Here is a 23459-nt window from a genome sequence, read left to right as displayed (position 1 = left end):
CTAGGTGCGCGGATTTGCAAGGTCAAGACACCGCCGCCTGTGTCAAAGCGTCTGTCACAAGATCGTGTGGCAGCCACATCAGGCTGGCCGTTCGCGTCCACAGGATCGCCGTGCGGATGCGGCGGTCGGGATAGATCTGCGACAATGCGTGGGCATAGGCCCCCATCTGCCGCAACAGACCGTCGGGGCAGTTTTCCGGACGATCCGGTACCGAGGCATTTGATTTGAAATCAATGGCTTGTACTTCTGTGTCCGTTACGATCAGCCGATCAATCACTCCGTGAATCCTTTGGCTCCCAAGCGCGGCCGAAACAGGCACTTCGGGCAATGCGTCCGGCGTAAAAAATGGCTGTAGGTCCCGCTCAGACAGAACGTGCAGCACTTCCTGCAATAGATCGTCACGCTCAACCGGCTGCATATCCGGCAGCAAACGGGCGCAGAGTTGCGGCCGTGACTCTGCGGCAACTTCGGGCAAGTGTTCCAGCAAACGGTGCAGCCTTGTGCCACGAAGTTTCGCGGCCTCTTCGTCCTGACCGGCATCACTTGGCAAGGCCTTTGCTCCACCCAGATCGGACGGGCTGAGCGCGGCAGCCGTCACAGCCGGTTCCGGTGCAGGAGATTCGAAGTAGGTTGGCAGGTCCTGCTGCGGTGTCAGGGTTTCGGTGTGCTGGGACAAGGGTGGCGCGTCCCACTCGCCATGGGAAAGGCGTTTGACCTGCGATCCAGGGATTGCTGCCGCCCCTGCCCGCTCCATCGCCGCCTCGACCAGTTGATACCAGCTGCTGCCATCCTTGCCGACATCGCCGGCGGCAGCCACGATCAACCACTTTTCCGCCCGTGTCAGAGCCACATAGAGCAAACGCAGCCTCTCATTCTCTTCCCGCTCGCGCGCCGTATCTCGTGCCTGCGCGATCAACTTGGGTGATGCGTCTGCGGGCAGTTTCCACACCGGGGTATCACCTGCCACCATGATCTCGGCGTCGCGGGGCGGTTGCCGTTTGCCGGTATCGGGCAGGATCACAATCGGGGCCTCGAGACCTTTGGAACCGTGAACGGTCATCACCCGGATCATGTCGCCGACGCCGGTCATCTGGCGCTTGATTTCCAGATCGTCGGTCTGCATCCAGACCAGAAATCCGGTCAGGCTGGGAATATCTGTCCGCTCATAGGCCAAAGCCTGCGACAGCAACGCGTTGATCCCGTCTTCGGCCTCGGCGCCCAGACGGCCCAACAATTTGCGCCGCCCGTCATGGCGCGTGAGAATACGCTCGATCAAATCATAGGGTCGCAGGAAATCGGTCTGCCCGCGCAAATCGTTCAGCACTGCCAAAGTGTTTGGGAACTCGTCGGCTCTCCTGCGCAGCGCGGCCCACAGATAGGTCTCCTCTCGCCGGTGGGCCAGATCAAACAGTTCCTGTTCCGACCATCCAAACAGCGGAGATTTCAGAACCGTGGCCAGCGACAGGCTGTCTTCGGGTGTGGCCAGAAAACTCAGCAATGCCGCCAGATCCTTGACCGCCAGTTCCGCGCCCACCTTCAGGCGGTCTGCACCGGCGATGGGCAGGTCAAGGGCCTTGCAGGCGCGAATGATCTCGGCAAACAGATCCGAGCGGCGCTGAACAAGGATCAGAAAATCACCCGGCCGCACCTTGCGGCGTTGGAATGTGCCAGGTGTTTTTCCGTCCTCTGGGATGGTTTCGCCATTCTCAAGCATGGCCTTGATCGACCCGGCGACCTGCTCGGCCAGCAGAACGGTATGATGTCGGGCGCCGGGTCGGTCGACCGGATCGGTCCAGTCACCCTCTTCATCCGCGTCGACCTTTTCGATCACCGGCCACAGGTCGACACGACCCGGAAGATCCGCCTTGAAGGCGCGATGCAGCGACTCTTTCTGGAAGCCCGCTGCAGACTGATTTTCAAACAGAATATCAACAAGACTCAGAATCGCGCTGGACGAACGGAACGAGTATTCCAGCGTCGAATTCCACAGTTTAGAGCCTGATTCCTTCAGCCGCTGGCCAAACTCGGCCTGCATCCGGTCGAAGGCCTGCGGATCAGCTCCCTGGAAGGAGTAGATCGATTGCTTCTTGTCGCCGACGACGAAAATCGTACGCTCGACACCGGACCGGGCCCCTTCCCCGCTGGTGAATTCCTGCGCCAGTTTTTCCACCACATCCCACTGGTCCGGGCTTGTGTCCTGCGCCTCGTCGACCAGAATGTGATCGATACCGCCATCCAGACGATACAGCACCCATTCGGCCACGGCCGGATCATTCAGAACCTGCCGCGCCCGCAGGATCAGGTCGTCGAAGTCGAGCCAGCCGCGCAGTTGCTTTCGGCGTTCGTATTCGGGCAGGAAGGCAGCGGCAAAGCGGTGTAAAACATGGGATTTCTGAGCCGCGACGAATGCCAACTCCTTCTCGCGAGCGGTCGCCACGCGCGACATGAGATTATGAAATTCGCTGAGATGGTCGCCAAGAGCCTCTTGCGCCTTTTTTGTTGGAATCGACTTTGTTTTAGCTTCTGGTCGGAATTTCCCGTCCTTCTTGTAAAGAAACAGCGCATACAGCTTTGCCAAGTCTTGAGAAGTTGGTGAGTCCCAGCCGATTCGATTTAGCTGGTCAGCTAATTCGACCATCGTCTTAGATTGGGCATAGAGAACATTTAGTACTGACTTGATAAGATGCGCTTCATTACCCAAAAACACTTCCGCTGTTCGAGTATTCTCATCAAAATCAACTGGGAGTTCGAATAACTGCAACAGATCCTCCCACTGGAGCATCCGCCCGAACAGCGTTCGCCGTTGCGCTATAGCCGCCGTTAGCTTGTCAAAGCCCGAGTCGGTGACGAACCGCGCTACATCGGCGACCAAACGTGCTTGAGGTCCGGCGGCAAAATCCTCGAGAATCTCTTCGCGCAACAACGCAGCGGCACGGTCTTCCATCTCTGAAAACTGCGGGCTAACCCCGGCCTCGAGTGGAAAGCGACGCAACAGCGCCGCGCAGAAGGAGTGGATGGTCTGGATTTTCAGACCCCCCGGTGTCTCGATCGCGCGGGCAAACAAGGTGCGCGCCTGCGCCAGACGGTCCTGATCGATACCGCCATCGACGCCCAAATCTTTCAATTGCGCCAGCAGATCACTGTCGCCCAACATGGCCCATTCACCCAGCCGCTTGAACAGCCGGTTCTGCATCTCGCTGGCGGCGGCCTTGGTGTAGGTCAGGCACAGAATGTGCTGCGGTTGCACACCGCTGAGCAACAGCCGCGCAACGCGGTCTGTCAGCACACGCGTTTTGCCGGACCCGGCGTTTGCAGCCAGCCAGGTCGAGGCATCGGGGCGCGCGGCCTGCACCTGCCGCTCTGTCGCATCGTTGCGCGCGCTCATGTCAGATCCTCGGGCTTGGTTTCGGTGGTGCGGTCCCACTCGCCGAACCGGGCGAGATGGTCATAGTCTCCGACATCGGTATCCTTGTGCAGCATCCGACGGGATGAAAAACCCTGATCAGGCTCTAAATAGGCTGAAATTAGCTGTTTCAGCTCGGACAGAACCTTGTCGGCGGGTTCCTTGTCCAATGGTGCGGCAACTTCCTTATAGCTGCCGCCCATCCCGATAAAGACCGCTTGTGCCACGGGCAGCGGGTCGAAGCCTTCGATGCCGCCCTGCTCGGCCACGGCCGCTTCGATCAGCAATTGTTTGTCGAACTTCGCTTGCTGGCTTTCCGTTGGCGGTACTCCGGTCTTGTAGTCGACAATTCTCAGCGCGCCCCGGCTGTTGACATCTATCCGGTCGGCGCGCCCGCTGAGGGTGAAACCCAACGTTGGCAATTCCAGCTTGAGCGCGGCTTCAAACGCGACCGGACCGCCATCCGTCCGACGCGCCCGTTCGGCAGATAGAAACTCATCGGTGATGCGTTCCAGACGCGCCAGCCAAAGTGCCCGTGCCGTGGGCCATGCGACATGCCCGGCCAACAGCGCCTCGGCCCGTTTCAGAAAGTTCTCGCGGGTCAGCAAGGCTGCGTCCAACACGCTGTCCTTGACGAAATGTTCGAGAATCTCGTGAATGACGATTCCGCGCAGCAGGGCATCGGGTGCTTGCACCAGCGGGTCCAGCGGTTTCAGCCGCAGCACATGTTTCGCGTAGATTGCGTATGGGTCACGGATCAGCCGCTTGATTTCTGTGACCGAAAGACGCCTTGGCCGGGCCGCAACGGGTGGGCGCGGTGAGGGGCGGTGCGCAGCAGCGATCTGGGGCGCCTCTTCCAGCGTCTCGGCCCAGCCCAGCCACTGGTTTCCGCGACCCCGCATACCGGAAAGTGCCTGTGGCCCGCCCTGATCCGGCAGGCCCTGCAGCAGATTGGTCAAGCGGTTCAGCCAACGCGAGGCAACCGTTTCCGCATCATCCGAGCGAACCGCGCGGGTCAGCCAGACCTCCGGCGCGCCGACAGCTTGCTGAAAATCATGGGCCGACAGACCAATCCGCCGCTCCGGCAGCAACAACCCGGCCTTGTCGCGCATCTGACGGTTCAGCCAAGGATCGGGGGCGGGGGCCTCGGGCCAACTGCCTTCGTTAAGGCCACCCAGAATCAGCAGATCCGCGCCCTGAACCCGCGCTTCGAGCGTACCCCAGATCATGATATGCGGATGTGGTGCGTCGCGGTCGCGCACGTCTTCGCCCGCAAGTAGCGCACCCAGCAGATCAGAGAAATCATGGGCCGACATCGACCCGCCGTGATGCGCCTCATCCTCGAGAGCGGTCAGAACGGACAGCGCCTTTTGACCCGCGTTTTTCTGCCACAGCGTTCCGGACTCGCCGGTTGATCCGGCCGAGATCGCCTGTGCCAAAACCCGCAATTGCGCTACCCAATCCGCCAGCGGGCGATCACTGGGGCTGTACTGGTCGCAGAAATGATCGATGACCCAGGCCAGCCAGGTCTCGGACACGCCTTCGGTCTGGCCATAGACGTGCAGGCTGTCGCGGGTCGGAAATGGCGGTCCGTTGCGTCGTAGGTGCAGTTCCAGATCGCGAGTCTGCAACAGGTGCGTCCCCCGATCGTCCCCATCATGACACAGCGGATGCTTCAACAGCGTCAGTAGTGCCTCGCCATCCAAACGCCGGTTGAACAAACCGGCGACGTGGCGCAAAAATCGCCCAGGCGGGGAAAGCTGCAGGGGCAAACCGGCGCTGTCATCCGGCAGAATGTTCCAGCGATCCAGCGCGGCACTGACCTGACGAGTCAGCATCCTGTCCGGCGTGATCAGGGCAGCCGTTTGCCCGGTCTCTGCCGCCTGCCGCAATCGCAGCGCAATGGCCAAAGCCTCGGCCCGCGGCGAGGGTGCCTCGACCAACGTAAGATCACGTGTGGCGCCCTGGATATCCTCAAGCAGAGGTCCTTCGGCCATCCAGGCGTCGGTGATGGGCGCAGGCCGCAACGCTAGCGAAACCAATCGGTTACGGGCAGGTGAGGGGACTTGTTCCCCGGTCCAGCGCTGGATATCGCGCGGCCCCAACTCAAGTTCACTCATCAGCTTGCGAAACCGGTATTGCGGATGATCTTCGCAAGTCAAAGCGTCGTCCAGACGCTCCCAAACCGCGTCCGGCTGATCGAAATCATACCCCGGCAGGATCAACGCCCCTTGCGGCAGAGAGGCCACCGCCCGCATCAGCATCAAGGTCGTCCCGCGCGAACCGGTCGATCCGGCAAGGATAACCGGATGCTGCGGCGGGCTGTCCTGCCATCGTGCGATAAGCGCCTCGACCACGCGGCGTTGTCGGGCCTGTGCATCCAGCGCCTCATCCCCGGAGGTAACCACCTGATCCGCGATCCCGATGAACTGCTGCGCCCGCTCCCAATGGCCGGACAGGTCACTGACATCCAACTGTCGGATCGCGTCCGCTGAAACCCCTTCGCCCTGCATTTCGTCAATCAATGCGGCCAAACTGTCGGACAGGTCAAACAGCGATGATCGGGCCGCCAGATCGGGCTGTTGATCCAGCAGCTTTGCGATCAGCTGGGTCAGCTCAAGACGGCGGCGCAAGGCAGGGATGGCGGGCGGTATGTGCCCGAGGTCCGCGTCTGCGCCCAGATCGGTGACCAGCGAAAGCCGTGGCAGCAGGCACGGCGCGCCCTGATCGAACAGGTCTCGTATGCGCCGCGCCATGCGGCGGGTGTTGACGACAAGTTGCACACGGGCCAGCGCCTCGGGTGGAAGGGCAGAGCTGCGCGCCCGCAACCCGTCGACCAGCGCTTTGGGGAAATCTGCGCCCGGCGGAACGGCAAAGACCCGGGGCGATGCACTTTGGTCAAACATCTGCGATCAGACCCTCTGCCAGCGCGATCCCTTCGGGTCGTCCGACGTCGCACCAGCGACCCGGGTATTCCAGCGCAAACAGCCGCCCATCATCATGCATCCGGTTCCACAGCACGTTCAGCGAGAACGCAGCATCCGGGATGTCATGCAGCCCATCGGTTTTGACGATCTGCGCGCCACCATAGATCAAACCGGGGCCGCGTGTGATCCGGCCCAAGGCATCTCGGGTAAAGTCACCTGTCCCTGAATGTCCAATCGTCTGCGCCACGGGAACACACATGAGCAATGCGTCCATCGTGTCGGGATCCCATGCTTCACCAAGTAATTCCAACGGATTAGGGCCGGCCCAGATCGCATCTGTGTTCAGGGTAAACACCGGTCCCGAGCCCAACAAAGGCAAAGCGGCCCTTAACCCGCCGCCGGTTTCCAGAATGTCGGGCTGTTCGTTCGAGATCAGCACACCCTTGGGGGCCAAATGGGCAATCATCTGATCGGCCAGGTAGTGGACATTCGCCACCGTGCGCACGGGATTCAGGCCGTCGACCAAATCCAGCGCGTGGTCGATCAGAGGCCGGCCGGATACCTCGATCAGCGGCTTGGGACGGTTCTGCGTCAATGCGCCCATGCGGGTGCCGAATCCAGCGGCGAACAGCATGACGGCGTCCGGTTTCTCTGTCATTGCGGTTTCAGCCTTGCCAGATGGTCGGCACTGGGCGCGGGCAACGCATCGCGTATGGTCTGTGCGATAGGGGCCAGTGCGGGATGCTCAAGATCCCGCATCAGATGCGCCCAAACAGCGGGGATCAGGTCGACATATTGCGGCTTGCCGTAATCCGTTGCCAGACGCGCGAACCCACCCAATATGCGCAGGTTGCGCTGGGCACCGAGCACGCTGTAGGCGGTTCGGAAATCGTGGCTATCGACGCCCGTGGCCTCGATATAGCGGTTGATCATGCGCATCTCGATCCCGGCCGGGACAGAGCGGCGGACGTCCTGCAACAACGACATCAGATCATAGGCCGGATGCCCTAGCATGGCGCTTTGGAAATCCAGCAGACCCACACGGCGCAACCCGTCGCGATCCGGCAGCCAGATCAGGTTTTCCGCATGATAGTCCCGTTGCACCACCACCCGCGTACCACCCGTTTCCCGGTGCAGAATATCGGCAAAACGCAGCTCGAACCGTTGTCGCGCGTCCGAGTCGTGGCTGCCCAGAACGCCCTGGGCATATTTGGTAAATGCCAGAGCCGAATACTCGGTCATCAGCGCCGGATCATAGCTATCCAGCGACAACACAGGCGCGGCGTGCAGATGCACCAATACATCCGTTGCGGCCTCGTACAGCGTGCGCTCCAGGCCAGGTTTTTGTATAAGCACACGCGCAAAGAGGGCGTCGCCCAGATCCTCAAGCAACAGAAAACCGTATTGCAGATCTTCAGCATAGATCTCTGGTGCGCTCAGCCCGATGGATCGCAGATAGTTTGCCATGCGGACAAAGGCACCAATGTCTTCGTTTTTCTCTGGCGGGGCATCCATCAATACTGCGGTGCGCCCGCTTTCCGGGTCCGTCAGGCGTTCGTAACGGCGGTTCGAGGCATCGCCGGCCAAAGGCATGCGTGCAGCATCGGCCCACGGGGTTTGCGCAATCAGCGCCTCGGCCAGAACGTCACGATTGGTCATTGTACCCCCTTGAGTCGGGCATGCCATTTCGGGTCGGACCAGCTTAGCTGGATATATCGCGTGTCCTGTTCGTCAGCATCTGATCGAAACCGCAGAGTCAGGGCCGATGGCGGGGTCAGCACCCCGAGCTTTTCCGGCCATTCAATCAGGCAAACGGCGGCATCGAAGGCGCCGGTCAGACCCAGTTCCTCGATCTCAGAGATGTCTGTCAGGCGATACAGATCCGAATGCCATACCTCGCCGATTTCCGTGTCATAGACCTGAACCAGTGTGAACGTGGGCGAGGGCACGTCTTCGGGCACCTGCATCAGCGAGCGGATCAGAGCGCGCGCAAAATGGGTTTTGCCACCGCCGATCGCACCGTCCAACAGCAGCACGTCTCCGGGCTGCAACGCAGCGCCCAGTTGCACCGCCAATGCGGCAGTTTCTTCCGGTGATTTCAGGGTGATCGGCGCGGCTCTGGTCATGGCGCCACAATGGACCTGCGCCCGGTGCGCCGCAACCCGGTCAGGCGCTGATTTTCTGCATTTCCGCAGCTTGTTCCGGCTGAGCGTCGAGCGTGAAGCGAATGATCGTTGCACCGTTCTGCATCGGACTGATCGTGCAGGTCATTTCTGTGCCGTCGCGTCTGATCATGTCCGCCGACCATTGGGTGCGGTTATCGCGCATTTCGACAAAATCCCGAATCTCACCCAGTACCGGTGTTGCCATACATTGGTCCTGCCAACCGCGCGTGACGTCCAGAACCGTCGCGGGTTCAAAACCCGTTTCCTCCGACTCACCCCAAAGCCTTTGGTAGGCGTAATTGGTCAGGGCCAGCGTGCCATCGTCGGCAAAGACCGCAATTGCATCGGCCAATTTGTCCAGGATCGATTGCATCAGGTCCATTTCCGAACGAAACCGGCGGGTCAGCGTAATCTCGGCGGTAATATCTTCGAACAGAAAAGCCACCGCGCCATCAGGGTGCGGACGCCCGCTGACCGAATAGACCGACCCAGACGGGAGCGACCAGGTTTCTTGATAATTCCCGTCTTGCGCCGCTTCGAGCAGGTCATTCATCTGGCGCCGCCAGCCACGGTAATTCTTGGGTTCGGGCATCATATGCTGATCGCGCATCCTGTCGAAAAAACTGGACAGGCTGGGGCGGCAGCTCAGGAAATCGGGGGACAAGCCTGTCAGGTCGATCAGGGCCGGGTTGAACAGGGCCAATTGGCGGTTCCTGTCAAATATTGCCAATCCGATGGACAGTTGCGCGAAGGTTTTGGTCATGGTCTGCACGAATTTGCGCTGCGCCGCTTCAGCCTCGACAATCGCGTTGATATCAATGGCATAATTCAGCTGACCGTCTGCGCGATCGACATGCGTCAGGTCAAACCACAGTTTGTTTTCACTACCCGAGACCGCAACAGACACGCGGGTCTTTTTGCCTAGATGATCCTGTTCTTTGACCCGGGGGAACAAAGGGACTGTCAGATCAGCGTCGCGACCCCTTGCCTTGCGCACAAGCGAGACATAGGCGGCATTGCACCACTGAACTGTATCTGACCCGTCCAGTAACCAGACAGGATAGGGGGCCAGATCCATCGCCAGGCGCACAGGGTCGTTGCGATCGCTGCGAACCGGGCCAGTATTGCCCTGAAGGTCGCGCAGCTGCACCCGCACGATACCGTCTATCCATTCGCACAGAACCTCGCGGTCGATAGTGCAATCGATTGCGGACACAATTACAGAGCCTTCATCCCGCACGGTTTCCGGCGTCTCGGGGAATGTCGGAAAGTCGCGTTTCAGCAAGCGTCGCAGATCGCCCCAATCATGGACCGCCTCATAGCCCGCAAGCGCAACATCAGAATGGCTGATCAGGCGGTTTCCATCGAACAGGAACACCGCATCGAACAGAGAGTTGGGTGTCGCCAAGCCATAATCGCCAATCCATGCCGGCCGGCGCGGCATCAGCCACCGAAAGGCCAGGCAGGCCGAAATCAAGCTGATCGTCGCCAAGATGATCCAGTCAGCCATCACACACTCATCCCTTCAAACCACCGCGCCGACTATGGGCATCAATGGTTAACGAGGGCTTAACTCAGATCTGGAATGGTTGATTGGCACCGGAGGGCACAGGTGAATCGCCAAGTTGCGCATCGACCAGCTTGCGTTGCCAGGACACCTGAACAATAGCCCCGCGCCGCTCTGGATCCGAGGTCAGGTTTTGATAAGGGTCAGCACCATTGGCAAACTTCAACTCGGCCCCGCTGCGTTCCAGCAAGGTCTTGGCGATGAACAACCCCAGGCCCATGCCCTCGTATTCCGGCCGCGTTGACATGTCGATGTCCGAGCGCCGCCGCCGCATGAACGGGTCCCCGATGCGGCCAATCATCTGTGGCGGGTAACCGCGACCGTCATCCATGATGCAGATCGTGATCCGGGTCGGAGTCCATTCGGCCTCGACCCAGACATTCGCCTGCGCGAAATCGACGGCGTTCTGGATCAGATTGCGCAGCCCGTGAATGATCTCGGGCTTTCGCAGGATCGATGGCTGTTGAACGTCCGCATCCTCAACCGGCCCCTCGCTGAAATGCACAGCTTTGCCCCGACCCATATGCGGCTCGGCGGCCTCGTGAATCACGGTGGTCAGCGGTGCCTGGCGCAGATGCAGGTCATCTTTTCCGGCCCGGCCCATATCGCGTAAAATATCCCTGCACCGGTCGGCCTGCTCGCGGATCAACGCAGCATCGTCCCGTAGGTCGGGCTGTTCGTCCAGCTCTTCGATCAGTTCCGAGCTTGCAAGCTTGATGGTGGCCAATGGCGTTCCCAGTTCATGCGCAGCGGCTGCAACAACGCCACCCAGATCTGTCAGCTTCTGTTCGCGCGCCAGCGCCATATGGGTGGCTGACAGGGCCTCGGACATCGACTGGACCTCGGAACTGACGCGGTGCGAATAGGCTCCGATGAAGACAATGGCGATGATGATCGCGACCCAGTTTCCGAACAGCAAAATCGCGGGCACGTCCAGAACAAGCCCAAGATTGGTGCGCAGCGGCAGATGGAACTGCGCCAACAGGCTGGTCAGAATGATGGCCACGGCCCCCACGATCAGCGTTGATCGGGTGCTCATCACATTGGCCGAGATGGTGACCGGGCCAACCAGCAGCAGCGCAAACGGATTGTTCAGCCCGCCGGTCAGATACAGCAGGAAAGACAGCTGCAGTAGGTCGAACAGCACCATCAGAAAGTTCTCGAACTCTGACAGGCGCTTGTTTTCCGGGAACAGCAGGATCGCAGTCAGGTTGCCCATGACCGAAACGCCGACGGCAAAATAGCACAGGCCCAGTTCTAGCTGCACATGATAGGCCTGCTGCGCCACCGTGATGGCGGTAAGCTGACCGATAATGGCAACCCAACGCAAAAGGATCAGCGTACGCAGGCGGATCCAGCTGCTGCGCTCCTGTCCTCGCCAAAGGCTGGTCTTGGAAATTGCCATGGGTCGATTATGTCCTGTTGCGTCGGCTGAGTATCTTGATAGGTGTCCGGGCCGAAACGATCAACAATCCCTGCGTCAGGACAACGCCATGACCCGCCTTTATGCCATACTCGCAACCATCGTTCTGGCCGTGGCTGTCGGTGCCATGTGGTTGCTGACCCGGGGTGCGGGTTCGGATGACAAATTCGCCCAATGCCGTACCAGCCAGATTGCAGGCGGTGCGGCGGCCATCGGCGGGCCCTTCGAACTGGTGAACGGCAAGGGAGAGACGGTGACAGACACCGACGTTATCACCGAACCGACGCTGGTCTATTTCGGATATACCTTCTGTCCCGATGTCTGTCCGTTCGACATGTCCCGCAATGCCGATGCGGTGGATCTTCTGGCCGAGCGCGGCCAATCGGTGACGCCGCTGTTCATCTCGATCGACCCGGACCGGGACACGCCCGAAGTGGTCGGGGATTATGCTTTCAACCTGGGCGGCAAAACCATTGCGCTGACCGGATCGCCGGAACAGGTCAAGGCCGCCAGCAAGGCGTACAAGACCTATTACAAAGCTCATGACAAAAGCGATGAGTACTATCTGGTCGATCATTCGACCTTTACCTATCTGGTCACGCCACAGGACGGATTCATCGAGTTCTTCAACCGCGACGACACCGCCGAGCAAATGGCGGACAAGGTCGGGTGCTTCCTGGACAAGATATAGGCTGCAACCATCGGTTTGACCTTTGGGATGGCGCTGCTAATACTCATGTTCGAGCCAATGGCGTGAAATAGCGGAAAGAACAGAATATGGCGGACAGCTCTGACCTCGACATCGGTCCCGACAAATCCCTGCTTTTGGTGGACGATGACGAACCGTTTCTGAGACGTCTTGCCAAAGCGATGGAGAAACGCGGGTTCGAGGTTGAAACCGCAGGTTCGGTCGCTGCAGGTCGCGCCATTTCGACCGCCCGACCGCCGGCCTATGCCGTGGTTGATCTTCGGTTGGAGGACGGCAACGGCCTGGATGTGGTCGAAGTGCTGCGCGAGAAACGCCCCGACAGCCGGGTCGTGGTTCTGACCGGCTACGGCGCCATCGCCACCGCCGTCGCCGCCGTCAAAATCGGCGCAACCGATTATCTGTCGAAACCCGCCGACGCCACCGACATCACCAACGCGCTGCTGGCCAAGGGCGACGAACTACCTCCGCCGCCGGAAAACCCCATGAGCGCGGATCGCGTCCGCTGGGAGCATATCCAGCGGGTTTATGAGCTGTGCGACCGGAACGTCTCCGAGACCGCGCGACGCCTGAACATGCATCGCCGGACGTTGCAGCGGATTTTGGCAAAGCGTAGCCCTCGGTAGGCTACCGTATGGAAATGGTGCCCTAGAGCCTATACCCAAATCGGGCAAAGGTTGCCGCGACGGAAAAGCTGGCAATTCTGCATTTGGACCAAATCCGTCAAACTGCCGCTGAAATGATACAAGACAGCAGTTCTTGGCAGGCGCGACTGGTTTTCCCGTCTTGATCCAAGCGCCCGTTCCATCCGCTAAGCGAAAGCGCACACAGAGAGTTTCGAGAAGCGAACGTCGTGCATTTTTCGATAGTGACAGAGAGACTTGGTCCGTTCGCCACAGGATAGTTGTTAGCGGGCACCTCCTCGGCGTCGATTACGTCGTTGTCGATGTGGAGATATACCGGTCTGTCGAATGCTAATTCGTCCAGACGATCTACAGGAATACGGTTAACTTGGGATGAGTTGAGAGCGACTTCTTCAAGCGGGTCCAGGTCGCGAGCATCAATCAACCAAACATCGCTTTCTTTGACAGGTGTGTGCCCTGATTGCGCGGCAATCGAAAGATCACCGCGCCCCACCATCATTGCCAATGGCATGCCGCCCAAAAAGCCCGAATGCGATGTCTCCGCCGTATTGAAATCTCCGTGGGCATCAATCCAGACAAGTATGGGCTCCTTACCGGCGCGTTGCAATCCAGCCATAACCGGCAGGCTCGCCGCGCAATCGCCAGCGATAGACACAGGAATATCGCCCCTCTCGACAACATTGTGGACAAAATCCGCGATAGGTCTGTGCAGTTTCGCCATGCTTTCTGGCGTCCTGTCCACCACCCCAGTCGGGTCATTGGTTGTGTACGTCAAGGGCGACGGTACAGCCTTGCCCAAGTTACTATCGTGTTCATCAAAGAAATAAGGAGTGACTAACCAAGCTGTGTTCATGTGGTTTCATTTTGATTCTTTGAAAGCATCATTCAACATTCGAATGAGCTGGCTGGCGACATTTGATCAATCGGAAATTCTATAGGAGCGCGATCAACTCCTTGTGTCGTACCCCATACGCCTGCCGAACTTCAACAGGTGGACGCAATCTAATATTCAGCCCCTCCATCACCGCTTTATCCGGACGGCCAAAGAACTTCGTCGCCTCGGCCTCGGAAAACCCCGCGATCTGCGTCGCTTCCATCCAGGCGCTGATCTTGTCGGCCTTCTTGATTTGCCGTTTGACCGTATTCGGCACCTCTGCGGGCAGGCCGAACCGAATGTGAATTGCCGCCGCCAGACGGTCATCCAAGGCACCATAGCCTGGGCCAACAGCAGATTTGACGGGTGAGATCATGTCTCCGATCACATATTCCGGCGCGTCGTGTAACAAGGCAGCCAACCGCCATTTTACCGGGGCTTTAGGGGCAATCCGGCCAAAAAGCTCTTCGACCAGCAAGGAATGCTCGGCGACGGAATAGGCGAAATCGCCGCGTGTCTGCCCGTTCCAGCGGGCGACAAAGGCCAGACCGTGGGCAATATCCTCGATCTCGATATCCACCGGGGTCGGGTCCAGCAGGTCCAGCCTGCGGCCCGACAGCATGCGTTGCCACGCGCGGGGTTGTGTTGCCATTCTGCCATGCCTTGTGAAGTTGGACACATAAAATCCCAGATTTTGTGGTATGATGTATCTGTCCGGATCACCGGCTGCCAACAATTTCTTGAGCACTTGTGCTTTGAAACGATGGAAAACGATCCCGACATTAGGACTGAGGGGGTGCAGACACCTCTCGGTCGCGCGCCCTCTCGAAGCGAAACTCGTATCGAAAGGAGCTTGTCATGTTCAAGCGTTTGTTTGCAATAGCACTGACCTTCGGAATGGCCGCCACTGCACCGCCGGCCTTCGCCCAGAATTGTGCGCAACGCGATCACGTCATTGCCAAACTCAAGGACAGCTATTCTGAAGAACTGGCCTTTGGTGGTTTGCAGAAGACACGCGGCGCGCAGTCGGTCATGGAGGTTTGGACCTCGAAAGAGACGGGCAGCTACACCGTTCTCGTGACCCATGCGAACGGCATGAGTTGTATTGTCGCCGTTGGCACAGATTTTTTTGAAGCGATACCGAAAGACACTCCGGATGGCATCCCAAGCTAACCCTTACCTGTCCGGGTCCGATCTGCGGTTGGATTTGATGACCGTCAGATCGTCCGGAAACCGGCTGAGGTAACGCTGCGTTTTTGCGCCTGACAGGAAGTGTTTTAGCAACATCTTACGCATCTTGGTGCTGTTTGGTTCCAGCGGCCTGCGTGTGGGCTGAAACACGTCAAGTTCAGGGAAATACCTGTCGGCAAAGACTTTCATCGCGTTTGCAAACCGGGGGCTCAGTTCGCCTTTGGGGTCTTTCCAGGGTTTGGTCTTGCCGATGAAATGCACCAGATGCGGCTCGATCTGCATCGCAAACAGCAGTGATGACCAAGTAAACTGCCAGTTCCACATTGGGCTGAGTTCGGCCCAGTCGCCCTGCAGGACCGAGTTATAGAGGTTCTGGTCGTGCCGGATCATGACCTCGGCATTGGCCTTGCCCAGCGTAAGGCACCGGTCCAGCAGGTTTTGGTTATTATACCGCTCAACATCCATCAGAATGACGCCCGCGTTGAAATACGGGGCCGCAGGCAGGTTAAGCGTCTTGAATTGTTTCGGCCTACGCCCGGGAGTGCGCCACTGGGTATTGTCCCGCACCGCCGCAATTGCGTGTGAGCCGATATCCACATCCAGAAGGGCGCTGAAATCACCGCCCTGAATAAAGATGTCGCTGTCCATATACAGGATGCGGTCATAGTCCTCGGCAAAGGCTGCGGGCAGGGCCAGGCGCAGGTAAACATCGTGGCTCTTTCCGCGATCCAGTCGTAGTCCTTCAAACAGCCCCGACGTCTGCACATGGCACAGGCGGATGTTCAGATGATCCAGCGATGGCGGGATGGTGACTGGACGCTCGTCATAACAAATGCAGATATCAAAATCGCGCTGCGGATGCAGCGCGGCAATCTGAGACGCCGCATGTGCCGCAAAAACCAGATAATTCTGGTCGCAGCAGAACATGATCGCTTTTCGGTTGGCGGCGGGTCCTGAGGCGGACAAACTCAGCTTTGGCATCGTTTCATTCCTCAGAAATTGCCTTCGACGTCCGGGCAACCCGCGTTTGGAAAGGGTGCGTTGCAATCGGTGCCATTCTGCCCCGGTTACGCATTGCAGGACAAGGATGTCAATGCTAGATGGCCCCTCAGTTAAATCGGAGAGGTCCTATGGGCAGTGACTACATAGTCAAAGACATTTCGCTGGCCGGGTTTGGCCGCAAGGAACTGGATATCGCTGAAACCGAAATGCCGGGCCTGATGGCACTGCGCGCGGAATACGGCGACAGCAAACCGCTGAAAGGTGCGCGGATCGTCGGATCGCTGCACATGACCATCCAGACCGCAGTTCTGATCGAAACGCTGGTGGCGCTGGGCGCGGATGTGCGCTGGGCCTCGTGCAACATCTTCTCCACTCAGGACCACGCGGCGGCAGCAATCGCGGCGGCGGATATTCCGGTATTCGCCATCAAGGGCCAGACGCTGGAAGAGCATTGGGACTACCTCGACAAATCCTTCCTGTTCGAAGACGGCCCGAACATGATACTCGACGATGGCGGCGATGCGACGCTGTACATCCTTCTGGGTGCCCGCGCCGAAGCAGGTGAGGACATCATCCCGGTTCCGGGTTCGGAAGAAGAAGCTGTCATCAAAGAGCAGATCGCCAAGCGTATGGCGGCGTCCCCTGGCTGGTTCACCAAGATGCGCGACCAGATCCAAGGCGTGTCCGAAGAAACCACCACCGGTGTGAACCGCCTGTATCAGCTGGTCAAAGACGGCCATCTGCCGTTCCCCGCGATCAACGTGAATGACTCGGTCACCAAGTCGAAATTCGACAACAAATACGGCTGCAAGGAATCGCTGGTCGACGGTATTCGCCGCGCCACTGATACCATGATGGCCGGTAAGGTCGCCGTGGTCTGCGGATACGGTGACGTGGGCAAAGGCTCGGCCGCGTCGCTGCGTGGTGCCGGTGCCCGTGTGAAAGTGACCGAAGTTGACCCGATCTGCGCGCTGCAGGCCGCGATGGACGGGTTCGAGGTTACCCTGCTGGAAGACGAAGTCGCATCAGCGGATATCTTCATCACCACCACCGGCAACAAGGACGTGATCCGCATCGAGCATATGCGCGCGATGAAGGACATGGCCATCGTCGGCAATATCGGTCATTTCGACAACGAAATTCAGGTCGCCAACCTGAAAAACCACAAGTGGACCAACATCAAGGAACAGGTGGACATGATCGAGATGCCCTCGGGCAATCGCATCATCCTGCTGTCCGAAGGTCGCCTGCTGAACCTCGGCAACGCGACCGGTCATCCGTCCTTTGTGATGTCGGCGTCTTTCACCAACCAGGTGCTGGCGCAGATCGAGCTGTTCACCAAGGGTGATGAGTACGAAAACAAGGTCTACATCCTGCCCAAGCATCTGGACGAGAAAGTTGCGCGTCTGCATCTGGACCGCATTGGCGTCAAGCTGACCCAGATGGACAGTGAACAGGCGGCATATATCGGTGTAAGCCCGGAAGGGCCGTTCAAACCGGAACATTACCGCTACTAAGTCCAAAGACTCATGAGCAACCAACCGCGACGCCGCCGATTCCTGCTATCGGCGGCGTCTTTTGTTTTCAGGATCGCGGTCGTCGCGATCTTGGTCGGAGGTGGCGGATGGTGGGTTTTGGCGCATCCTGAAACCCCGGTACCTTCGCATTGGAACCCGCTGCGAGAACTCAAGGTGACTGCGCCCGTTACTCCGATCACCCGGTATCAGCTTAACCGCGCGCTGGCGGACGAAGCGAAATGCAGGGCAACCTTGACCGAGGCAGGGGTTTCATTTGAGGCGATGGAAGACCTGATCGTCGATGAGAATTGCGGCATTCAGGGGCGCGGCCTGTTGTCAGCATTGGTAAAGTCCACGGTCGATCCGGTCGAAACCAGCTGCACCACCGTACTGCGGCTGACCATGTGGGAACATCATGTGGTGCAACCTGCAGCACGAGATCTACTTGAGACGCAGGTCAGCCGACTAAAGCATCTGGGCAGTTACAATTGCCGCCGGATGCGCGTGGCGCAGGGACAGGCAAGTGGTTGGAGCAGCCACGCGACAGCAGATTCCGTCGATATCATCGGTGTTCAATTGGCCGATGGGCGCAGCCTGTCCTTGCTGTCAGACTGGGGCATCGAAGGAGCCGAAGCCGCGTTTCTGCGCCAGATCTGGCGCGGGGCCTGCGATTGGTTCCGCGTCGTATTGGGACCGGACTTCAATCGCTTGCATGCGGACCACTTTCACCTGCAAGGCCCCGGCTGGGGGTATTGCCGCTAAGCGATGCCGCGCAGGGATGGAAAGAAATCCCCGCGCCCTTGTGGCGTTAGATCCAGGATATTCCACAATGGCCATGCCGAATCCACGTGGCGAGGGTGCCAGTCGCTGGGCTCAAAAAACAGCTCTGAACTCCAGAAATGATGGATCCCGTCGGCGTCCCGCTGAAAGACATTCATGATGGGTAACTGGCTGCCGTCTTTGGCCTCGGCCAGATAATCTCTCTGGTAGTCCGTCCCCAGCGCCGAATAGAGTGGCAGATCATCCCAACCCATCCGCGATTTGAGTTCAGACAGCTTTTCGGGTGAATTCTGCGCGACAATGGCGAAGCCGATTTTCTGCGAAATATGCGGGATCTGCCCGTTCAGCCCGTCCAGAAAGGCCGAGCACATGGGGCAGGGTGCCTTGGCTTCGGGGCCGTACATCAACGAATACAAGGCCAGAGTGTCGTGCGCGCCAAACAGGGAAGACATCGGCGCAAGTTCGGCGTTCACTGTGCGAAAACCGTAGTCTTTGGGGATTGCTCCACCTTTTGGAAGATTGCGCCGCAGGTCAGCGACGGATTCGATACGCGCCCGCAACTCGGTTTCCGCTGCCAACAAGTTGTTGCGCGCCGCTCTGTATTCGGCGCTTTCGTTAGGAAAGGACACGGTCATGGGGGCCTCCTGAACTGTAGAAAACTAGCATTTAACAAAAATGTTAAATAATAATTCGGCAAAAATCAAGATCAGGCAAGGCCAAGATTTGCTTAGGGGGAAACCTCAGGATTTTTCCCTTTGTGCGAAGGGTGCTTGTGGCTAACCTTTGCGCACCTGACCCTCAGGTTTGATCTGAACACTGCAATAACTGTTTGACGGGAGAGTTTTCATGGGCAAGCGCGACGAACTGATCGCAAAATACGCGGATGATCTGAAATCAAAATGCGGGATGGACCCCGATATGGACCTGTTGACCAAGGTCACAATCGGCTGCGGCCCGGCGATCTATGACGCAGATGCGGCGACCGTCGCGGCCAGTCAGGACTCGGAACTTGAGACCGTCAAAAACAACTTTCTGATCAAGAAGCTGGGTCTTGCTGATGGTCCCGAACTGATGGAGGGGATCAACAAGGCCATGGAAACCTATGGCATGTCCGAGCGCAACAAATACCGCGCTGTGGTGTATTACATCCTAACCAAACATTTCGGAAAAGAATCCGTTTACGGCTGACCGGGCACGACGATACCAAAGACGCTCGCTATCCCCATTGGCGAGCGTTTTGAATTTTAAAGAAAATCTATGGACTTGGTGTTTGAACTTACCGTCCAAAGCGGGCTAGGTTCGGAACATGACCAGGACGGTCAGGACCAGAGATTTCCATACGCGTGTGGTGAGTTGGGAGCACGCGGGGGTAGGGAAGGTTCTGACCTGTCGGGACCTTCCCTTTTTCAATCCGCTTGGGTTTGACCCAGACCGCAGATGACGGCCCATTCGGCCTCTGTCACCGGCTGTACCGACAGGCGCGAGTTCTTGACCAGAACCATGTCACCCAGACGTTCGTCAGCCTTGATCTGGTCCAGCGTGACAGGTTCGACGAACGGGCGAACCGCCTTGATGTCCACGCATTCCCAGCGTTCGTCATCGGTGGTGCTGTCGGGATGGGCCTCTGCACAGACTTCAACAACGCCGACAATCGCCTTGTCTTTCTGCGAGTGATAAAAGAAACCGCGATCCCCGACCGCCATCTGCCGCATGAAATTGCGCGCCTGATAGTTGCGCACACCATCCCATTCTTCGCCCACCTCGCCTTTGGCAACCTGTTGATCCCAGCTCCAGGTCGAGGGTTCGGATTTGAACAGCCAATACGCCATCAGCCTATCACCTTCTTCCACGGGATTAGGTCGACCGACTGGAACAGACCGGCCTTGGCATAGGGATCATTGTCGGCCCAGCTTTGAGCGGCGGTCAGGTCCTCGACATCCAGAATCACCAGCGACCCGATCATCGCATCTCCGTCCAGCAGCGGCCCGGCCTGCGAAACGACGCCTGTTTCTTCGATGTAAGCCAAATGGGCCGCACGGTTGTCCAGCCGGGTTTGCAACGCGCCGTCCTTGTCTCGGGCGATGAGGGCAATCAGCATTCTATTCCTCCTTGAGTGGGCGATTGAGCAATGTGTCAATCGCGTCATTGACGTCAATCTGACCGCTGCTGAGCGCGGCAACGACTTTACTGATAGGCATGTCCAACCCTTCGGCACCTGCCAGGTCGGCCATGGCGCGCGCGGTTGCGACCCCTTCAACCGTCGTGTTGCTGTCAAAGGGACGATTTTGACCCAAACACAGGCCAAAACGGTAGTTTCTGGACATTTCGGATGAACAGGTCAGGACCAGATCACCCAATCCTGACAGACCCATCAACGTGTCGCCATGCGCCCCGCGCCGCGTCGCAAAGCGCTGCATCTCAGCAAACCCGCGTGTCATCAAAGCTGCCCGGGCACTATCGCCCAATCCCGCACCGATGGCGGCACCACAGGCGATGGCCATCACGTTTTTCAACGCCCCGCCCAACTCGGCCCCGATGGTGTCGCCGGTGCGATACAGACGCAGGTTCGAGGTTGTCAGCTCGGATTGCAAGGACTGGCTCAACTCGTCATCCGCGCAGGCCAAAGTCAGTGCCGTCGGCAGGCCCCGCGCGATGTCATCCGCAAAGCTGGGACCGGTCAGCAGCGCAGGGCGTGCGGTTGGCACAACCTGCTGGATCACCGAGATCGGTCCCAGCCCGGTCGCCAGTTCAATCCCCTTGCAGCAGGCGACAAGCGTCTTGTCGGCCAGTACCCCGGCATGTTCGGTCAGCGCCGCACGCAGCTTTTGCATTGGAACTGCCAAAAGAATCACATCGGATTTGACCGCCAGCGCGATCTCGGCCGTAACCGCGAGTCTCGAAGGCAGGCTCACCCCCGGCAACCGGGCTTTGTTTTCCCGCGTCGCCAGCATTTGCGAAGCCTGCTCGGGATCGCGCGCCCAAAGTGTGACTGGCCCGTTTCCGGCCAGCGAAATGGCCAACGCTGTGCCAAAGGCACCCGACCCAAGTACGGACACGCTCATGCCTTGGCCCCCTTCTTGCCACCGCCCAGCATTGCCGGGCTGGTCTGGTCAAGTGGCCAGCGCGGACGCGCCACCAGATCCAAACCATCGCGCGCACCGGTCCGGAAGCGTTCAAGCCCGGCATAGGCGATCATGGCGGCGTTATCGGTGCACAGGCTCAGCGGAGGGGCGGTAAACCGTGCGCCACTTTCTGCGGAGACAGTCTCTAATGCGGCGCGAATGGCCGCATTCGCCGCAACACCGCCCGCGACGGCGATCATAGGCTTGGCTGGCTCGTATTCCAGATAAAACGCGATGGCACGGCGTGTTTTCTCGGCCAGCGTATCCACGATCGCCTGTTGAAATCCCGCGCACAGATCGGCACGGTCCTGCCGCGTCAGTCCACCCTTTTCCGCAACAATCTGATCGCGCGTCCGCATCAACGCTGTCTTGAGCCCGGAAAACGACAGGTCGCATCCGGGGCGATCCAGCAGCGGTCGCGGGAACCGCAGTCTCTTGGGATCGCCCGATTGCGCCTCGGCCTCGACCGAGGGGCCGCCAGGTTGCGGTAGACCCAAAAGGCGGGCGGTTTTGTCGAACGCCTCGCCGGGGGCGTCGTCGATGGTGCCACCCAGGCGGGTGAACTGCTCGGGCCCGTGAGCAATCAAATACTGACAATGACCACCTGAAACCAGCAGCATCAAGTAGGGAAAAGTGACCCCGTCCGTCAGGCGCGGCGTCAGCGCGTGCCCGGCCAGATGGTTAACCCCGATCAGAGGCAGCCCGGTCGCCGCGCTTAGACCTTTGGCGCACATGACGCCGGACATGACACCTCCGATCAGGCCCGGACCAGCGGTTACGGCGATGGCGTCCAGATCGCTTAAGCGCAGACCGGCATCCTTCAATGCCTGCACCACACAGACATCCAACTTTTCCGCGTGAGCGCGGGCCGCAATTTCGGGCACGACGCCACCATAGGCGCTGTGCAGATCGGTCTGACCATGAACGATCGAGGACAGAATCTCGGCTCGCGCGCCATCAACCTGGCGCACGACAGCGGCGGCCGTGTCGTCACAGCTGCTTTCCAACCCAAGGATCGTAAGTGTTTGCACCATTGGTCTGATCCGTTGCATCATGACTGCCATGCGGGGTATCACCCTGCGCGGATGCAAACAATCCCAAGGCCGAAGGCGCCGCCTGTTGTATTTGTTGATGACCCGCCCTCGCGCCGCCTCCGAGAGGTTCGTTGCGCAGCTTCCCACACGCACCCGCTCGCGTGTTACATTGGTTCATTCGCCTTTGCTCGAAATTCGGCCGTTAGAGGTGCAACTGGTGACCCACGCAGCACGGGGGTTGATCTTTACCTCGGCGAACGCGGTCAACGCGGCGGTGACTTTGGGGGTCGATCGGGATTTGCCTGCCTATTGCGTGGGCTCTGCGACCACCGGGACCGCGAAAGGCGCCGGGTGGACCGCGCAGATGATGGGTGCAACAGCCGAGGAGCTGGTGGCAAATCTGCTGAAACTGCGCCCCCAAAGCCCACTGCTCCATCTGCGAGGGGAACACAGTCGTGGTCATGTCGCGGAACGATTGACCGAACTTGGCCTGACCGCGCTTGAACAGATCGTCTATCAACAACGCCTGCTGCCCTTGACCCCCGAAGCCGCCGCCGTCGCGATGGGCGATGAGCCGGTCATAGCGCCGATATTCTCGCCGCGCACGGCGCGACAATTTGCCGATGTTTGGGACGGGGCGGCACCGCTTTGGCTGGCCGCGATCAGCGAAGCAACCGCCGAGCCCCTTAATTCCTTGGCCTTCCGGCGTCTGAAGATCGCCAAAGAGCCAACGCCCAAGAAAATGAGTAAAGCCGTTAAAAAACTTGTGAAACATGCCTTGCGGGTTGAGGGTGGACCCGGCGCGGATTAACTTGGATGCGTATGTACTTCGGGTATTTTTGGAATCGATAAGGGGAATATGGCGGTGGCTGATAACAAGAAAACCGATCAGGAACCGGTAGAAGACCCCAAATCGGACGAGATGACCGAGACTGCGGCGACCGATAGCAGCGCTGCCACAGACGAGACATCACTTGACGCGTCAGACGATACGGACGAGCTGACTTCCGAAGCCGAAGCCGAAGCCGAAGCCGAAGCCGAAGCCGAAGCCGAAGCCGAAGCCGAAGCCGAAGCCGAAGCCGAAGCCGAAGCCGAAGCCGAAGC

The 23459-nt window shown here is 59.1% G+C and carries 22 protein-coding genes and 1 pseudogene; 8 read left to right on the top strand and 15 right to left on the bottom strand.

The window, feature by feature from the left end; translation table 11 throughout:
- Positions 1-22: 22 nt before the first annotated feature.
- From addA to regB, 7 genes are all read right to left on the bottom strand, one after another.
- Positions 23-3385, bottom strand: a complete 3363-nt coding sequence (gene addA / locus ACR0LX_RS14565; RefSeq protein ID WP_480784329.1) for a double-strand break repair helicase AddA — start codon at positions 3383-3385, stop codon at positions 23-25.
- Positions 3382-6309, bottom strand: coding sequence for a double-strand break repair protein AddB (gene addB / locus ACR0LX_RS14560; RefSeq protein ID WP_480784328.1), 2928 nt, complete (start codon positions 6307-6309; stop codon positions 3382-3384). Before addB ends, addA begins: the two co-directional genes overlap by 4 nt.
- A complete protein-coding gene (locus tag ACR0LX_RS14555) occupies positions 6302-6988 on the bottom strand; it encodes a nucleotidyltransferase family protein (protein ID WP_480784327.1) in 687 nt (228 codons plus the stop codon). Before ACR0LX_RS14555 ends, addB begins: the two co-directional genes overlap by 8 nt.
- On the bottom strand, positions 6985-7989 hold the full coding sequence (locus tag ACR0LX_RS14550) for an aminoglycoside phosphotransferase family protein (RefSeq protein ID WP_480784326.1): 1005 nt from the start codon (positions 7987-7989) through the stop codon (positions 6985-6987). The genes ACR0LX_RS14555 and ACR0LX_RS14550 overlap by 4 nt, the downstream gene beginning before the upstream one ends.
- Positions 7986-8456 carry a tRNA (adenosine(37)-N6)-threonylcarbamoyltransferase complex ATPase subunit type 1 TsaE gene (tsaE, locus tag ACR0LX_RS14545; RefSeq protein WP_480784325.1) on the bottom strand — a complete coding sequence of 157 codons (471 nt, stop codon included), beginning with the start codon at positions 8454-8456 and terminating at the stop codon, positions 7986-7988. The genes ACR0LX_RS14550 and tsaE overlap by 4 nt, the downstream gene beginning before the upstream one ends.
- Positions 8457-8496: 40 nt before the next feature.
- Positions 8497-10005: a PAS-domain containing protein gene (locus ACR0LX_RS14540; RefSeq protein WP_480784324.1), complete on the bottom strand. Its 1509-nt coding sequence runs from the start codon at positions 10003-10005 to the stop codon at positions 8497-8499.
- Between the two features lie 64 nt (positions 10006-10069).
- Positions 10070-11467, bottom strand: a complete 1398-nt coding sequence (gene regB / locus ACR0LX_RS14535; protein WP_480784323.1) for a sensor histidine kinase RegB — start codon at positions 11465-11467, stop codon at positions 10070-10072.
- A gap of 88 nt (positions 11468-11555) precedes the next feature.
- On the opposite strand from regB, the gene ACR0LX_RS14530 reads away from it, so the two are divergent.
- Both ACR0LX_RS14530 and ACR0LX_RS14525 read left to right on the top strand, forming a co-directional pair.
- Positions 11556-12176 (top strand): SCO family protein, encoded by a 621-nt coding sequence (locus tag ACR0LX_RS14530; protein ID WP_480784322.1) that lies wholly within the window; start codon positions 11556-11558, stop codon positions 12174-12176.
- An 86-nt stretch (positions 12177-12262) separates the two neighbouring features.
- Positions 12263-12817, top strand: coding sequence for an ActR/PrrA/RegA family redox response regulator transcription factor (locus ACR0LX_RS14525; protein ID WP_142637470.1), 555 nt, complete (start codon positions 12263-12265; stop codon positions 12815-12817).
- 97 nt (positions 12818-12914) lie between these two features.
- Here ACR0LX_RS14525 and ACR0LX_RS14520 read toward each other — a convergent pair whose 3' ends face one another.
- On the bottom strand, positions 12915-13688 hold the full coding sequence (locus ACR0LX_RS14520; RefSeq protein WP_480784321.1) for an arginase family protein: 774 nt from the start codon (positions 13686-13688) through the stop codon (positions 12915-12917).
- Between the two features lie 79 nt (positions 13689-13767).
- The gene (locus ACR0LX_RS14515; RefSeq protein ID WP_480784320.1) at positions 13768-14361 is read right to left on the bottom strand and encodes an HD domain-containing protein; all 594 of its coding nucleotides are present in this window, start codon (positions 14359-14361) and stop codon (positions 13768-13770) included.
- Positions 14362-14567: 206 nt separating this feature from the next.
- Here ACR0LX_RS14515 and ACR0LX_RS14510 point away from each other — a divergent pair, with 206 nt between their 5' ends.
- Positions 14568-14882 (top strand): hypothetical protein, encoded by a 315-nt coding sequence (locus ACR0LX_RS14510; RefSeq protein ID WP_480576963.1) that lies wholly within the window; start codon positions 14568-14570, stop codon positions 14880-14882.
- A 3-nt stretch (positions 14883-14885) separates the two neighbouring features.
- Here ACR0LX_RS14510 and ACR0LX_RS14505 read toward each other — a convergent pair whose 3' ends face one another.
- Positions 14886-15881 carry a glycosyltransferase family 8 protein gene (locus ACR0LX_RS14505; protein ID WP_480784319.1) on the bottom strand — a complete coding sequence of 332 codons (996 nt, stop codon included), beginning with the start codon at positions 15879-15881 and terminating at the stop codon, positions 14886-14888.
- Between the two features lie 149 nt (positions 15882-16030).
- Between ACR0LX_RS14505 and ahcY the strand changes: the two genes are divergently transcribed.
- Both ahcY and ACR0LX_RS14495 read left to right on the top strand, forming a co-directional pair.
- Complete coding sequence (gene ahcY / locus ACR0LX_RS14500; RefSeq protein ID WP_480784318.1) at positions 16031-17419, top strand: adenosylhomocysteinase; 1389 nt, start codon at positions 16031-16033, stop codon at positions 17417-17419.
- A gap of 12 nt (positions 17420-17431) precedes the next feature.
- On the top strand, positions 17432-18181 hold the full coding sequence (locus ACR0LX_RS14495) for an extensin-like domain-containing protein (protein ID WP_480784317.1): 750 nt from the start codon (positions 17432-17434) through the stop codon (positions 18179-18181).
- On the opposite strand, the gene ACR0LX_RS14490 is transcribed toward ACR0LX_RS14495, so the two are convergent.
- A complete protein-coding gene (locus ACR0LX_RS14490; protein ID WP_480784316.1) occupies positions 18178-18834 on the bottom strand; it encodes a DUF899 family protein in 657 nt (218 codons plus the stop codon). The two genes, ACR0LX_RS14495 and ACR0LX_RS14490, sit on opposite strands and share 4 nt — an antisense overlap.
- 211 nt (positions 18835-19045) lie before the next feature.
- Here ACR0LX_RS14490 and ACR0LX_RS14485 point away from each other — a divergent pair, with 211 nt between their 5' ends.
- Complete coding sequence (locus ACR0LX_RS14485; protein WP_480576946.1) at positions 19046-19387, top strand: DUF2853 family protein; 342 nt, start codon at positions 19046-19048, stop codon at positions 19385-19387.
- Between the two features lie 218 nt (positions 19388-19605).
- On the opposite strand, the gene ACR0LX_RS14480 is transcribed toward ACR0LX_RS14485, so the two are convergent.
- The 4 genes from ACR0LX_RS14480 to tsaD are packed head-to-tail and all read right to left on the bottom strand — an operon-like array spanning position 19606 to position 22355.
- The gene (locus ACR0LX_RS14480; RefSeq protein WP_480784315.1) at positions 19606-20028 is read right to left on the bottom strand and encodes an EVE domain-containing protein; all 423 of its coding nucleotides are present in this window, start codon (positions 20026-20028) and stop codon (positions 19606-19608) included.
- On the bottom strand, positions 20028-20297 hold the full coding sequence (locus ACR0LX_RS14475) for a YciI family protein (RefSeq protein ID WP_480576940.1): 270 nt from the start codon (positions 20295-20297) through the stop codon (positions 20028-20030). The genes ACR0LX_RS14480 and ACR0LX_RS14475 overlap by 1 nt, the downstream gene beginning before the upstream one ends.
- A gap of 1 nt (position 20298) precedes the next feature.
- Positions 20299-21261 carry an NAD(P)H-dependent glycerol-3-phosphate dehydrogenase gene (locus tag ACR0LX_RS14470; protein WP_480784314.1) on the bottom strand — a complete coding sequence of 321 codons (963 nt, stop codon included), beginning with the start codon at positions 21259-21261 and terminating at the stop codon, positions 20299-20301.
- Positions 21258-22355, bottom strand: a complete 1098-nt coding sequence (gene tsaD / locus ACR0LX_RS14465) for a tRNA (adenosine(37)-N6)-threonylcarbamoyltransferase complex transferase subunit TsaD (RefSeq protein ID WP_480784313.1) — start codon at positions 22353-22355, stop codon at positions 21258-21260. Before tsaD ends, ACR0LX_RS14470 begins: the two co-directional genes overlap by 4 nt.
- A 28-nt stretch (positions 22356-22383) precedes the next feature.
- Here tsaD and ACR0LX_RS14460 point away from each other — a divergent pair, with 28 nt between their 5' ends.
- A complete protein-coding gene (locus tag ACR0LX_RS14460; protein ID WP_480784312.1) occupies positions 22384-23166 on the top strand; it encodes a uroporphyrinogen-III synthase in 783 nt (260 codons plus the stop codon).
- Between the two features lie 54 nt (positions 23167-23220).
- Positions 23221-23459 (top strand): annotated as a pseudogene (locus ACR0LX_RS14455) (hypothetical protein); the annotation flags it as partial.

Source organism: Ruegeria sp. CH11 (assembly GCF_056537105.1).
The sequence above is the reverse complement of the archived record's forward strand: the minus strand, read 5'-3'. Positions and strand labels throughout refer to the sequence as shown.

Coding starts and splice junctions, on each gene's coding strand:
- addA (WP_480784329.1), bottom strand. CDS start 3,385: ATGAGCGCGCGCAACGATGCGACAGAGCGGCAGGTGCAGGCCGCGCGC.
- addB (WP_480784328.1), bottom strand. CDS start 6,309: ATGTTTGACCAAAGTGCATCGCCCCGGGTCTTTGCCGTTCCGCCGGGC.
- ACR0LX_RS14555 (WP_480784327.1), bottom strand. CDS start 6,988: ATGACAGAGAAACCGGACGCCGTCATGCTGTTCGCCGCTGGATTCGGC.
- ACR0LX_RS14550 (WP_480784326.1), bottom strand. CDS start 7,989: ATGACCAATCGTGACGTTCTGGCCGAGGCGCTGATTGCGCAAACCCCG.
- tsaE (WP_480784325.1), bottom strand. CDS start 8,456: ATGACCAGAGCCGCGCCGATCACCCTGAAATCACCGGAAGAAACTGCC.
- ACR0LX_RS14540 (WP_480784324.1), bottom strand. CDS start 10,005: ATGGCTGACTGGATCATCTTGGCGACGATCAGCTTGATTTCGGCCTGC.
- regB (WP_480784323.1), bottom strand. CDS start 11,467: ATGGCAATTTCCAAGACCAGCCTTTGGCGAGGACAGGAGCGCAGCAGC.
- ACR0LX_RS14530 (WP_480784322.1), top strand. CDS start 11,556: ATGACCCGCCTTTATGCCATACTCGCAACCATCGTTCTGGCCGTGGCT.
- ACR0LX_RS14525 (WP_142637470.1), top strand. CDS start 12,263: ATGGCGGACAGCTCTGACCTCGACATCGGTCCCGACAAATCCCTGCTT.
- ACR0LX_RS14520 (WP_480784321.1), bottom strand. CDS start 13,688: ATGAACACAGCTTGGTTAGTCACTCCTTATTTCTTTGATGAACACGAT.
- ACR0LX_RS14515 (WP_480784320.1), bottom strand. CDS start 14,361: ATGGCAACACAACCCCGCGCGTGGCAACGCATGCTGTCGGGCCGCAGG.
- ACR0LX_RS14510 (WP_480576963.1), top strand. CDS start 14,568: ATGTTCAAGCGTTTGTTTGCAATAGCACTGACCTTCGGAATGGCCGCC.
- ACR0LX_RS14505 (WP_480784319.1), bottom strand. CDS start 15,881: ATGCCAAAGCTGAGTTTGTCCGCCTCAGGACCCGCCGCCAACCGAAAA.
- ahcY (WP_480784318.1), top strand. CDS start 16,031: ATGGGCAGTGACTACATAGTCAAAGACATTTCGCTGGCCGGGTTTGGC.
- ACR0LX_RS14495 (WP_480784317.1), top strand. CDS start 17,432: ATGAGCAACCAACCGCGACGCCGCCGATTCCTGCTATCGGCGGCGTCT.
- ACR0LX_RS14490 (WP_480784316.1), bottom strand. CDS start 18,834: ATGACCGTGTCCTTTCCTAACGAAAGCGCCGAATACAGAGCGGCGCGC.
- ACR0LX_RS14485 (WP_480576946.1), top strand. CDS start 19,046: ATGGGCAAGCGCGACGAACTGATCGCAAAATACGCGGATGATCTGAAA.
- ACR0LX_RS14480 (WP_480784315.1), bottom strand. CDS start 20,028: ATGGCGTATTGGCTGTTCAAATCCGAACCCTCGACCTGGAGCTGGGAT.
- ACR0LX_RS14475 (WP_480576940.1), bottom strand. CDS start 20,297: ATGCTGATTGCCCTCATCGCCCGAGACAAGGACGGCGCGTTGCAAACC.
- ACR0LX_RS14470 (WP_480784314.1), bottom strand. CDS start 21,261: ATGAGCGTGTCCGTACTTGGGTCGGGTGCCTTTGGCACAGCGTTGGCC.
- tsaD (WP_480784313.1), bottom strand. CDS start 22,355: ATGGTGCAAACACTTACGATCCTTGGGTTGGAAAGCAGCTGTGACGAC.
- ACR0LX_RS14460 (WP_480784312.1), top strand. CDS start 22,384: ATGCGGGGTATCACCCTGCGCGGATGCAAACAATCCCAAGGCCGAAGG.